14 protein-coding genes and 1 tRNA gene are annotated in these 11096 nt (G+C 63.4%); 9 read left to right on the top strand and 6 right to left on the bottom strand.

Features of this window, described 5'->3' with window-relative positions:
- The 5 genes from Q7T26_11565 to Q7T26_11545 form a co-directional block, all read right to left on the bottom strand.
- Positions 1–311: phosphoribosylformylglycinamidine synthase II (locus Q7T26_11565; GenBank protein ID MDO8532776.1), on the bottom strand; the 311-nt coding region annotated here is incomplete at its 3' end.
- Positions 312–388: 77 nt separating this feature from the next.
- On the bottom strand, positions 389–526 hold the full coding sequence (locus Q7T26_11560) for a hypothetical protein (GenBank protein ID MDO8532775.1): 138 nt from the start codon (positions 524–526) through the stop codon (positions 389–391).
- A gap of 3 nt (positions 527–529) precedes the next feature.
- Entirely contained in the window at positions 530–1234 is a 705-nt protein-coding gene (gene purQ / locus Q7T26_11555; protein MDO8532774.1) for a phosphoribosylformylglycinamidine synthase subunit PurQ, read from the bottom strand.
- A 225-nt stretch (positions 1235–1459) separates the two neighbouring features.
- On the bottom strand, positions 1460–1918 hold the full coding sequence (locus Q7T26_11550; protein MDO8532773.1) for a GatB/YqeY domain-containing protein: 459 nt from the start codon (positions 1916–1918) through the stop codon (positions 1460–1462).
- Between the two features lie 160 nt (positions 1919–2078).
- Entirely contained in the window at positions 2079–2963 is an 885-nt protein-coding gene (locus Q7T26_11545; GenBank protein MDO8532772.1) for a hypothetical protein, read from the bottom strand.
- Positions 2964–3138: 175 nt separating this feature from the next.
- Between Q7T26_11545 and Q7T26_11540 the strand changes: the two genes are divergently transcribed.
- The 9 genes from Q7T26_11540 (at position 3139) to Q7T26_11500 (ending at position 10744) form a co-directional block, all read left to right on the top strand.
- A complete protein-coding gene (locus Q7T26_11540; protein ID MDO8532771.1) occupies positions 3139–4263 on the top strand; it encodes a site-2 protease family protein in 1125 nt (374 codons plus the stop codon).
- Between the two features lie 29 nt (positions 4264–4292).
- Positions 4293–5480, top strand: coding sequence for a cysteine desulfurase family protein (locus Q7T26_11535; GenBank protein MDO8532770.1), 1188 nt, complete (start codon positions 4293–4295; stop codon positions 5478–5480).
- Positions 5481–5540: 60 nt separating this feature from the next.
- The gene (locus Q7T26_11530; protein ID MDO8532769.1) at positions 5541–5978 is read left to right on the top strand and encodes a hypothetical protein; all 438 of its coding nucleotides are present in this window, start codon (positions 5541–5543) and stop codon (positions 5976–5978) included.
- Between the two features lie 6 nt (positions 5979–5984).
- Positions 5985–7175, top strand: coding sequence for a M20 family metallopeptidase (locus Q7T26_11525; GenBank protein ID MDO8532768.1), 1191 nt, complete (start codon positions 5985–5987; stop codon positions 7173–7175).
- Positions 7172–7783 carry a hypothetical protein gene (locus Q7T26_11520; protein ID MDO8532767.1) on the top strand — a complete coding sequence of 204 codons (612 nt, stop codon included), beginning with the start codon at positions 7172–7174 and terminating at the stop codon, positions 7781–7783. The genes Q7T26_11525 and Q7T26_11520 overlap by 4 nt, the downstream gene beginning before the upstream one ends.
- 141 nt (positions 7784–7924) lie before the next feature.
- Positions 7925–8950, top strand: a complete 1026-nt coding sequence (plsX, locus tag Q7T26_11515) for a phosphate acyltransferase PlsX (protein ID MDO8532766.1) — start codon at positions 7925–7927, stop codon at positions 8948–8950.
- A 1-nt stretch (position 8951) separates the two neighbouring features.
- A complete protein-coding gene (gene trxA, locus Q7T26_11510; protein ID MDO8532765.1) occupies positions 8952–9278 on the top strand; it encodes a thioredoxin in 327 nt (108 codons plus the stop codon).
- Between the two features lie 8 nt (positions 9279–9286).
- Positions 9287–9384 (top strand) — tRNA-Sec (locus tag Q7T26_11505).
- Between the two features lie 136 nt (positions 9385–9520).
- Positions 9521–10744 (top strand): MFS transporter, encoded by a 1224-nt coding sequence (locus Q7T26_11500; protein MDO8532764.1) that lies wholly within the window; start codon positions 9521–9523, stop codon positions 10742–10744.
- Between the two features lie 84 nt (positions 10745–10828).
- Here the strand turns inward: Q7T26_11500 and Q7T26_11495 are convergent, their stop codons facing one another.
- Positions 10829–11080, bottom strand: coding sequence for a hypothetical protein (locus Q7T26_11495; protein ID MDO8532763.1), 252 nt, complete (start codon positions 11078–11080; stop codon positions 10829–10831).
- Positions 11081–11096 lie beyond the last annotated feature (16 nt).

Here is an 11096-nt window from a genome sequence, read left to right as displayed (position 1 = left end):
GCCGCGCCCTGGAACGGCTCCACCGCCGAGGGGTGGTTGTGCGACTCCACTTTCATGACGACGGCCAGCCCGCCGCCGATGTCCACCGCGCCGGCGTTCTCCTCGCCGGGGCCGATGAGCACGCGCGGGCTTTTGTGGGGGAACTGGCTGAGCAGCAGCTTGGAGTGCTTGTAGCCGCAGTGCTCGCTCCACAGCGAGCCGAAAAGCCCAAGCTCCAGCAGGTTAGGCTCCCGGCCCAGCCGACTGACGATGAGGCCGTACTCCTGGCGGGATATGGCCAGGTCATCCAGGTGCTGTTGGGAGACACGCATGGTAAAACGCGACTCTCCTGGGAAGGGGGGCTGCGACCGGGCCCCGCAAAGCGGGGTGCCGCCGCGTCACCGCCGGCCTATGCGCCGTTGGACGCGCCCTTCTCCCACTCTTCTCGTAGAATACCCATCACGTTGAGGTCCCGGTAGCGACCGTCGCCGAAGAAGCGGAGGCGCAGGACGACCTTCTCGCCGCGTAGCGTACTGACTGCGATCACAGACTAGGCCGTCACTCTGGCAATCGCACTCTTGAGAACGGACTCGAACAGGAAGCGACCGTCCGTGCCGCCCAGGACGGCCTCGCAGCAGCGCTCCGGGTGCGGCATCATCCCGAGGACATTCCCCTCGGCGTTGGTCACGCCCGCGATGTTGTCCAGCGCTCCGTTAGGGTTGGCCTCGTCGGTGACGGCGCCCGAAGGGGTGCAATAGCGGAAGACGACCTGTCCGCGCTGTTCCATTCGCGCGAGGGTCGCTTTGTCCACGAAGTAGTTGCCCTCGCCGTGGGAGATGGGAATGCGCAGCACCTGGCCCGGCTTGCACGTTCGGGTGTAGGGGGTGTTGGCGTTCTCGACGCGCAGGTGCACCCACTGGCAGTGATAGCGCAGGTCGCGGTTGCGCATGAGGACGCCGGGAAGCAGGCCCGCCTCGCAGAGCACCTGGAAGCCGTTGCAAATGCCCCAGACCGGGCGGCCCTGCCGGGCGAAGCGCGCCACCTCCCGCATGATGGGGGAGAACCGGGCGATGGCCCCGGCGCGCAGGTAGTCGCCGTAGGAAAAGCCCCCGGGGAGGATAAGACCGTCGAACCGTGAGGCGTCGGCCTCTTTGTGCCAGACATACTCCACGGGCTGGTGAAAGACCTGGTCAAGTACCCAGTGGCAGTCCCTGTCGCTCCAGGTGCCGGGGAAGACGATGACTCCGAATCGCATGTTGTAACCCGTTATCAGTCTACTGGAACCCGTTCCAAGATTCGGCCTCATGGTTCGACCCTTCGGCTCTGCTCAGGGCAGGCAGGCTCACCATGAACGGAAAAACCACCGCTCACCCTGAGCTTGTCGAAGGGGGAGCAGGCATTTTGGAATGACTTCTGGAAAAGAACGCCCCCAGCCGGATGGGTCTGAGGGCATTCCAACCGTTTTATTGTACGCGTGGCGTCAAGCAGAGGGGTTCGCCAGAAGCGTCGTGACCACCTCATTGACATCGCGGCCGTCCGCTTTCCCCTTGACCTGGGGCATCAGACGCCCCATGACTTTGCCTTTGTCGGCGGGGCCGTGCGCGCCCACGTCCTGGATGACCTTCTTGACCAGCGCGGTCAGCTCGTCACGAGACATCTGCTGCGGCATGTAGGACAGAAGGATGGCGAGCTCCGCCTCCTCCTTCGCCACGAGGTCCTGGCGGTTGCCCTTCTTGAACTCAATGATGCTTTCCCTGCGCTGCTTGGCCTGACGGGCGATGATCTCCGCCACTCCGACGTCGTCCAGGCTCTCCACATTCCGGGCGACCTCTTCGTTGCCGATGCCGGAGCGCAGGAATCGAATGACGTCGCGGCGGATGGTGTCTCCCTTCCGCATCGAGTCCTGTAAGTCGGCCATCAGCTTGTCCTTGAGGGTCATGTCCATCCGCCTCCTTCCCGCCCTGCGTGACGGGAACCGTCGGGCAAGCTAAAGACAGCCGTATTATAGCCGCGTATCCGCGGCAGTGTCAAATACACCACGTTCGAGGTTCTGTTTCCTTTTGGTTGGTGGCATATTGGGGTCAAAACGAGTTTCCCCATCAGTGCACGTCCTCCAATTTGGAAAGCGTGCACTCACAACTGGTTTTGACTGTCTCCATAATAGCAGCCAAACGTCGCAAAGCTTCTTTTATCCTTCCGCGCCCATTCTTAGTATCTTGGCTGGTGTCTAGCACCGTAAGGTCATTCAGTTGTTCCCCAAATATGGTGCAACCCTTACCAGCCAATTCAGACCAGCGCATGAGAATCCTATTTAGGTTTTTGAATGCTCGGATTTCACTATGAGGGACACTCGCCGTCGAGACAAGCCAGTCACCCCATGCCGCTGTTCCATCCGTGACGTTTTTGGCTTGCTTTTCCCAAATTGGAATTTGTAGGTCGAGGTGGTCTGCATATTGTCTTGTTAGCCTGGCGGCTTGCGAGATAATGCGTTGGGCGTTCTTGCTGGAATGGTCTCCTTTATCTAGATACTGTCCCACTTGAGCTTCACACGTAGCCAAACCATTCGCAAATGAAGCAAATGTGGGTATTTCAGTCACCCAAATCAACGGCATTCTCGCAATGACCTTTTTAGCTGCGACTTCATAGTCGGCAAGTCCTTTAGTGGCATTGCCTTTGGCATGGTGCAACCCCAGCTCATTTGCTAATTTCTCTCTGCCGCCTTTCCAAGCATATTTCCATACTAGCCACGCGAATACAAAGGCCAGTAGGAATGGTAGAATCCACTGCACAAAGATTGTGGCGGCAGGTTCAAACATAGACCACCTGCCACGTAGCACAACGTCTTTGAACCATTGGAGTAACACATCTTCGAAATAAATTCGTGGTATCAATTTGATGATGCCGAACGCCACCACTGTGGCTAGCCACAGTGCAGTCTTGCGAATTAGATAGCCTATAAACTCTAATACGACTTCGAAGGACATGCGCCCATTCTATATGCCCTGCCAAACATCGGCAAGAAGTATCCTGTATCCCTACCCAACCACCCCAAGGAAAGAGAACCACGTTCGGGGACAGATTGTGACAAGCATGCAGTCGTTGTAAGATGTGTAGGACGGTAGCACAGCAACAGGTGGGAGGGCCACTACGACAAGCTCATTGCACATAGGCCGTGTTTTCGGCATCCCGCTGGGGGTGAGCTACAGTTGGTTCATCATCTTCGCGCTGGTGACCGTCTCGCTCGCCGCCCAGTTTTCCCCGCTATGGTCGCCGGAGACCCGGTGGACGGCGGCTCTGGTCACCAGCCTCCTGTTCTTCGGCTCCGTGCTGGGGCACGAGCTGGCCCACAGCGTCGTCGCCCTGTCCTTCGGCATCCCCGTCAAAGGCATCACTCTGTTCATCTTCGGAGGCGTCTCCCAGATCGCGCGGGAGGCGACGAAGCCACGCGTCGAGGCGCTCATTGCGGTCGTCGGGCCGCTCATGAGCCTGGCCCTGGCGGGTCTCTTCTACGGGCTGCAATTGGTGGCCGATCCCGTCAGCGAAACCCTTGCCGCCATGACGGGCTGGCTCGCCGTCATTAACCTCAACCTCGCCGTCTTCAACCTCATACCGGGCTTTCCGCTGGACGGCGGACGCGTGCTGCGCGCCATCCTCTGGTGGGTGCGCCGCGACTATCGCTCCGCCACGCGCATCGCGGTGACGGTGGGACGTGTGGTGGCGTGGACGTTCATCGTGGGCGGCGCCGTCTCAGCGCTCGGCGCCTCCCTCATCGCCAACCTGACGGGCGTAAAGATTGGGCTCATGGGAGGGGTGTGGATCGCCTTCATCGGCTGGTTCCTGGACAATGCGGCCACCTCCACCTACTCACAGATGGTCCTTCGCGAATCCCTGACCGGCTACACCGCCCGCGACGTGATGACGCGCGACTTGCCGATGGTGTCCCGCTCCACCACCCTGCGCCGCGTGGTGGACGAGAGTCTGCTTCTCCAGGACCGGCGGTTCCTGCTGGTCGGCTCGAACGGCGTCCTGGACGGCATTATCACACTGCGCAACATCAAGGCCGTCCCCAGGGAGCGCTGGGATTCCACCCTGGCCAGCGACGTCATGACGCCTCTGGATAAAATGAAGTACGTTGCTCCGCAGGATGATGCGCTGAGCGTTCTGGAGCGCATGGACGAGGCGGACGTCAACCAGTTGCCCGTGGTGGACCGCGATATGGTGGTAGGCGTGGTGGCCAGGGACAGGCTGCTCCACATCATCCGGCTTCGGTCGGAGCTGAAGTAACGCTCGATCGCCGGGAGAGGAGCGGAAGTATGGGCAAGCGCGTTTACATGGACCATGCCGCCACGACCCCGACGGACCCGCGCGTCGTGGAGAGCATGCTGCCATTCTTCACAAACACATTCGGCAACCCGTCGAGCGTCCACGGCTTCGGACAGGAAGCGCGGAAGGCCGTGGACGAGTCCCACGAGACGGTGGCGCATGTGCTGGGGTGCGCGCCCCAGGACGTCGTTTTCACGAGCGGCGGCACCGAGTCCGACAACATCGCCATCAAGGGCGCCGCGCACGCCCTGCGGCAGTCGGGCGACCACATCATCACGTCCACGATTGAGCACCACGCCGTCCTGCACTCATGCCAGCAACTGGAGCAGATGGGATTCAAGGTGACCTACCTGGCCGTGGACAAGGACGGGCTGGTGCGGCTGGATGACCTGGAGCGGGCGCTGACCGACCGCACAACCGTCGTCAGCATCATGATGGCGAACAATGAGATAGGGACCATCGAGCCGGTCCACGACATTGTGCGCGTGGTCAAGGACAGGGCCAAAAAAGTTGGGCATCCGATAGTAGTCCACACGGACGCAGTCCAGGCATGGATGCTTGACCTCGATGTGGGCAAGCTGGGCGTGGACATGCTGAGCCTCGCGGCGCACAAGTTCTTCGGGCCCAAGGGCGTCGGCGTTCTGTACTTCCGCAAAGGCACGCCCTTCCTGGCGCAGCAGGTCGGCGGCGGTCACGAGCGACACCGCAGGGCGGGCACCGAAAACGTCCCCGGCATGGTGGGCGCGGCGACGGCCCTGCGGCTGGCCGCGGAGGGCAGGGAGTCAATCAGCTCTCGATGCCGGATGCTCAGAGACAGGCTTATGCGCGGCGTCTTTGAGCGCGTGCCGGGCGCGCGGCTGAACGGCCATCCCGCCCAGCGCCTGCCGCACAACGCGCATTTTTCCTTCGACGGCGCTGAGGGCGAATCCATGGTACTGGGCCTGGACCTCCAGGGTATCGCCTGCTCCACGGGTAGCGCGTGCAACTCGGCCAGCCCGGAGCCTTCCCACGTGCTCCTGGGCATAGGCCTGACCACGGAGCTGGCGGCCGGGAGCCTGCGCTTCACCGTGGGGCCGGAGAACACCGAGGCCGAGGTGGACTACGTCCTGGATACTCTCACCGGGGTGATCAGCCGTCTCCGTTCCCTGGCCCCGCAGCCCCGCCCTGCGGGGCGGTAGGGCAGGGCCTACGCGTCGCCGTCACGAACGCCACGCACAAAATAGGCGCCGAGGCAACCCATGAGATACCATCGCGCTACGGAAATCATGAGCGGCATGTCGCTGGTCATTGCGCTGGCCGCATCGTTGTGGCTGATTCTGTGGCCGTACTCCTATTCCTATGAGAGCATCAGCGCAACCTCCGGTGCCCCAGCGGGCGGCGCGCCGCGAGTCATACGGGGGGCCGCGTCCCTCATCGAAGTCAACGGCCCAATGGCCCTTGTCCCTCTCTCGGCGCCTGTTGCGCTGGCGGCTCTGGCCTTCGTCTGTGCTCAAGCCCAACGCCTGAATCCCGTCGTCCGTCGGCTCGTCTTGTGGACAGTGGCCATCCTCCTGTCAGGCTTCTCCGTTGCCACGGGGTTCTCCATAGGAGCCTTCTACGTGCCGGCCGCGATGCTGTCTCTGACGGCGGCAGTCGTAAGCGCACGCGCGGGCCGTTCGGGGGAGAAGGTGACATAATATAGAATGTCTGAGAAGACCGCACCCCCCATGACGGCGCTGAAAAAGCGCATGGCCGCCGAGGTTGACGGGCACAAGTCCGCGCTGTGGGCGCTGGCCCGTCGCATTCACGCGCACCCGGAGATCGGTTTTCAGGAGACGCGGGCCGCGGCGTGGCTGACGGAGTTCCTTGAGCGCCAGGGATTCCGCGTACAGCGCGGCATCTGCGACACGCCGACCGCGTTCAAGGCCACGTATGGGAAGGGCAGGCCTATCATCGGCATCCTGGCCGAGTACGACGCGCTCCCCAAGCTGGGACACGCATGCGGACATAACATTATCGCAACAGCCGCCGTCGGCGCGGGCGTGGCGGCGCGTCACGCCGTTGACGCGGCGGGCGGCGCCGTCGTCGTCTTCGGGACGCCCGCCGAAGAGGGCGGTGGCGGCAAGGTGGTCATGGCGGAGCGCGGCGCTTTTCGGGAGCTTGACGCCGCGATGATGGTGCATCCGGCCGGCGAGGACCGGGCCGGTGTCCTCGCTCTGGCATGCGTCACGTTGGAGGTGGAGTTCTTCGGACGGGCGGCCCACGCCGCCGCGCATCCGCATCTGGGCATCAACGCCCTGGACGCGCTGGTCCTGGCCTGGAACGGCCTGAACGCGCTCCGCCAGCACCTGCGCGATGGCAGCCGCGTGCACGGCATCATCACGGACGGCGGCGAGGCGTCCAACGTCATTCCCGCCCACGCCGCGGCAAGCCTGATGGTGCGCGCGCGCGACGATATCCTGCTGGACGAGCTGCTGCCCAAGGTGCTGGCCTGCTTCGAGGGCGCGGCCCGGGCCACGGGCGCCCGGCTCCAGCACCGCTGGGGGTCCCAGCGTTTCGCCGCCCTGCGCACCAACCAGGCCCTTGCCGAGTTGTACGCCGGCAACATGATGGTCCTGGGCCGCAATGTCCTCCCCATGAGTTCAGAGCACCCCTTCAGCACGGACATGGGCAACGTGAGCGCCCTGGTGCCGTCCATCCACCCTCTGCTCGCCATCGCGCCGCAAGGCGGGGCGTCGCTTCACGCCCCTGAGTTCGCGCGGGCCGCCGTCTCGCCCGCGGCGCGGAAAGGCATGCTGGACGGCGCCAAGGCGATGGCCATGACCGTCGCCGACCTGCTGACGCAGCCTGACGCGCTGCGGCGGGTCCGCGACGAGTTCCTTGCCTCCGGATGACAGCGACACCAGCGTCCCAACCGACGGCTCTCCGCCACGTCCTGCACGCTTGCCTCGGCAGCCTGATCGCGGCCCTGGGCCTGCTAGTGAGCCGGGGGACGCTTCTCCCGACACTTGGCGTCCTCGCCGCGCTTGCCTTCGTCCTCGAAGCGTTGCGCTTCGCGCGGCCCGACTTGAACGGGTGGCTCGTAGGCCGTTTCGCTCCCCTGGTAAAAACGCATGAAAGGCAGGCGGTCTCCGGAGCGACGTACCTTGTCCTGTCCGCCCTCATGGTGTTCGCGGTGTTCGACGCCCGTATCGCGGTGCTGGCCGTCGCGTACACGGCGTGGGGCGACCCCCTGGCGAGCGTTGTCGGAGAGCGCGCGGGTCACTGGCGATGGAAGGGCAAGAGCATAGAGGGGGCGTTCGTCTTCCTGGTGGGTGCGACCGTGGCGGGCCTCCTGCTGGCGCCCCTGGGAGCAAACATAGCGCTCTCGGCGCGTCTTCTGGGGGCCGCGGTCGCCGCGGGCATAGAGATACTGCCCATCCGCCTCGACGACAACATCAGCGTGCCCATCGGCAGCGCCACCGCCATGACCCTGGTCGTCGCGCTGGAGTCCGCCGTCTGACGCCGTAACAGGGCGCGGGTGCTCACGGAGAGAGAGTGCGTGAGAACAGGACGAACGACGGCCCGTTTCCACCTTGACGCACAATAGGGAAGCTGCTATGGTGAACGACGGTGTACGCATTTCTGGAGATGAAGATAGGCCATGAAGATCGCCCTTGACGCAATGGGAGGCGACAAGGCCCCCGGGGAGATAGTCCGCGGCGGCATTCTCGCGGCGGAGGAGTTCGGTGTGGAGGTCGCCCTGGTCGGCGTGCCCTCCGCCATACGCGCTGAAATCGAAAAATTCAACCACCCCGCTGCGAGTGTCAGCGTGGTGCACGCGCCGGACATCATCGGCATGGCGGAGTCGGTCATGGTCGCGCTTAAGCAAAAGCCTCGTTCCGGCATCGCCGTGGGGCTGGAGATGGTAAAGCGCGGCGAGGCATCAGCCTTTGTGTCGGCGGGCAACACAGGCGCGGGCATGGCCGCCGCGCTCATGATACTCGACCGCCTGCCGGGGGTGCTGCGCCCCGCCCTGGCCTTCGTCATTCCAGGATTTAAGGGGGTTGGCCTTCTTCTGGACGTCGGCGCGAACCCCGACTGCAAACCCCAGAACCTGGTGCAGTTCGCCCGCATGGGCAGCCTCTACATGGAACACATGTACAAAATGTCCCGTCCTCGGGTGGGCCTCCTGTCGAACGGAGAGGAGGAGGAAAAGGGCAACCGTCTGGTCCGTGAGGCGCACAAGCTGCTCAAGACCAGCGGGCTGAACTTCGTCGGCAACGTGGAGAGCAAGGACCTGCTGCGCGGCCTGGCGGACGTGGTGGTCACCGACGGCTTCACGGGAAACGTGGTGCTGAAGCTCGGCGAGGGCATTGCCGAGACCCTCATGGCATCCGTCAAACTGGCGGTGGAATCAAATATACCCGCCCTGGCTACGGCTTTCATCTGGAGTCCACCCCTGCTCGACGTCTATAAAGGCTACGATTTCCGCAAGCACGGCGGCGTGCCTCTTCTGGGTGTGAACGGGCATGTCATACTGGCCCACGGGCGAAGCGACGCTCTCGCCATCAAGCACGCCGTCCGTCAGGCCCAGTTGGCGGCGCAAGGGGAGCTGCTGAGCGCGATGCGGACCGCCCTTGCGAAACCTGAAGAAGAAGCCACAGAGGTCAGCGCGAAGGAGTCATGACATGGGCAGGTCCAAAGAAATCACCGACATCGAGTTTGAAAGCGAAGTCATCCAGTCCAAGACCCCTGTTTTGGTGGACTTCTGGGCGCCCTGGTGCGGCCCCTGCAAGATGATCGAGCCGGTTATGGAAGAGCTTGCCAAGGAGTATGAGGGCAAGGTACGGTTCACCAAAGTCAACGTGGACGAGAACCCCCTCACCGCCAGCAAGTTTGGCATTCGCGCCATCCCCTCTATCTTGGTGTTCAAGGGTGGCAAGGCCGTCAAGCAGGTAGTGGGGGCGGTGCCGAAAGGCGAGCTCAAGAAGTACCTGGAAGCTGTGGTGGCCTAGTCTTTCGCGGGAGGGTATGGGGCCCGGTGGCTCTCGCGGTCTTCAAAACCGTTGGGAGGCGCCCTGCGGTGTCTCCGGTGGGTTCGACTCCCTCCCCCTCCCGCCAAGTTAACGCCTAGCTGGGCCGATCCCACGGCTCCCGCTGCGTCCGACGCGCCGTAGGTGACGGCTGATCGCTCACGATCCATCTAGTCAGCGCGCGTGCTACCGAGCGGCGCCGGGGTTGAGCGTATAATCCGTCCGTGACCTCTCCAGCGCCACCAGCCACCGACCAGCTCTGGAAGCGCAACCTCTACGCGCTGACGGCTGTGGTGTTTCTATCGGCGACGGGATTCAGCTCTGTCGCACCGCTGCTCCCTCTATTCAACCAGACGCTGGGCGTTCGCGACCCCAACGAGGCCGTGTTCTGGGCCGGCGTGGCCCATTTTGCCGGCGCTGCCGGCGCCTTTTTCAGCGGGCCATTCTGGGGCACACTGGCCGACCGGTATGGACGGCGCACCATGCTCCTGCGCGCCACCGTGGGGGGTGTCATCGTCCTTGCGCTTACCGGTCTGTCGCCCAGCGTTGTCTTCATGGTGTTCATGCGTTTCGTTCACGGGACGCTCACCGGAGTGAACACTGCCGCCTCCGCTCTGGCGGCGTCGCAGGCGCCTCGTGAACGCACTGCCATGGCCCTAGGCTCGGTCCAGACGGCCTTTTTCCTGGGGAATATGACCGGGCCTGTTATTGGAGGTGTTCTGGCAGACAGGTTCGGCTATCATGTTCCCTTCTTCGTGATGAGTGGTGTGCTCTTTATCGATTTCTTGGTCGCGGCGTTCTTTGTTCGAGAGAGATTCGTGGTTTCCACTCACAAAGGGCGTGGCCTCAACCCGCTGAAAGATATCCAGGCGGTCCTGCAGACACAGGCATTGCTACCCCTGCTCGTCCTTCTTTTCGCCAGCCGGTTTGGCGGCTTCAGCCTGAGTCCGGTAATGGCGGTGTTCATGCAGGAGATGGTGTTTGACCGAGCGGCTACGATGGCCGGGGTCGCGTTGGGACTGGTCGCCCTCGCGAGCGCCCTGTCTGCAGCCGTCATCGGACGTGTGGTCCACCCGAACCAGCTCCTGCTCGTTTTCGTGGTCGCATCCATCGCCGCGTCCGGTCTGTTCCTCCCCCAGTTCTGGTTGCAGTCAGTTGTCATATCCGCCGCGCTGTTTGGTCTGTTTGGCTTGTGCCAGGGCGCGATGCTGACATGTACAAGCTCTCTCGTGAGCAACACCGCACCTAGAGAGCGCCAGGGAGCCGTATTCGGAGTTGTCCAAAGCGCCACGGCGTTTTCATACGGGACGGCCGGCCTCACCGCGGGCACATTGAGCGTGGCCTTCGGTGTGCGGGCGACCTTCGTGGCCGACGCGATACTGTTCCTTTTGATCGCAGTGGGCGCGGGGTGGCTTCTCAAGAAAAGGCAGGGTGAACCCGTCGTTTAATCCAGTGTGTCCGACGCAAAGCTGAAGCGCTCCGTCAGCCTCGCGGCCAGCGGAGCGCTTTCACCTGGTGTCGTGAGACGGCGGCTACGCCTTCGCCTGGCGCTGCGGCACAGCCTTGGGCGCGCCGACCAGGGCGTCCACGATGCGCCCGAGCGACTCGTCAACACGCCGGGGGTGCAGGTCTATCGTGCCGCCCGGCTCGTGGGGCACCACCACCACCGCCGCGCCGGGCAACCCCATCAGCTCCGCCTGGCGCCTGGCCGCGGTCTCAAAGAGGTCGTTGGAGAGGCATACCGTAGGCACACCCTTGCGCTCCAGCCGCACCGTGTCGTGCATACAGCCCGACGTGCAC

This window comes from Dehalococcoidia bacterium (assembly GCA_030648205.1).
Lineage (GTDB): Bacteria > Chloroflexota > Dehalococcoidia > JAUSIH01 > JAUSIH01 > JAUSIH01.
Note: the sequence above shows the minus strand (reverse complement) of the source record. Positions and strands in the feature narration are given on the sequence as shown.

Excerpts from the sequence above, each read along its gene's own strand:
- Q7T26_11545 (MDO8532772.1), bottom strand. The coding sequence starts at position 2,963 with ATGTCCTTCGAAGTCGTATTAGAGTTTATAGGCTATCTAATTCGCAAG.
- plsX (MDO8532766.1), top strand. The coding sequence starts at position 7,925 with ATGAAGATCGCCCTTGACGCAATGGGAGGCGACAAGGCCCCCGGGGAG.
- Q7T26_11535 (MDO8532770.1), top strand. The coding sequence starts at position 4,293 with ATGGGCAAGCGCGTTTACATGGACCATGCCGCCACGACCCCGACGGAC.
- purQ (MDO8532774.1), bottom strand. The coding sequence starts at position 1,234 with ATGCGATTCGGAGTCATCGTCTTCCCCGGCACCTGGAGCGACAGGGAC.
- Q7T26_11525 (MDO8532768.1), top strand. The coding sequence starts at position 5,985 with ATGTCTGAGAAGACCGCACCCCCCATGACGGCGCTGAAAAAGCGCATG.
- trxA (MDO8532765.1), top strand. The coding sequence starts at position 8,952 with ATGGGCAGGTCCAAAGAAATCACCGACATCGAGTTTGAAAGCGAAGTC.
- Q7T26_11520 (MDO8532767.1), top strand. The coding sequence starts at position 7,172 with ATGACAGCGACACCAGCGTCCCAACCGACGGCTCTCCGCCACGTCCTG.
- Q7T26_11550 (MDO8532773.1), bottom strand. The coding sequence starts at position 1,918 with ATGACCCTCAAGGACAAGCTGATGGCCGACTTACAGGACTCGATGCGG.
- Q7T26_11530 (MDO8532769.1), top strand. The coding sequence starts at position 5,541 with ATGAGATACCATCGCGCTACGGAAATCATGAGCGGCATGTCGCTGGTC.
- Q7T26_11495 (MDO8532763.1), bottom strand. The coding sequence starts at position 11,080 with ATGCACGACACGGTGCGGCTGGAGCGCAAGGGTGTGCCTACGGTATGC.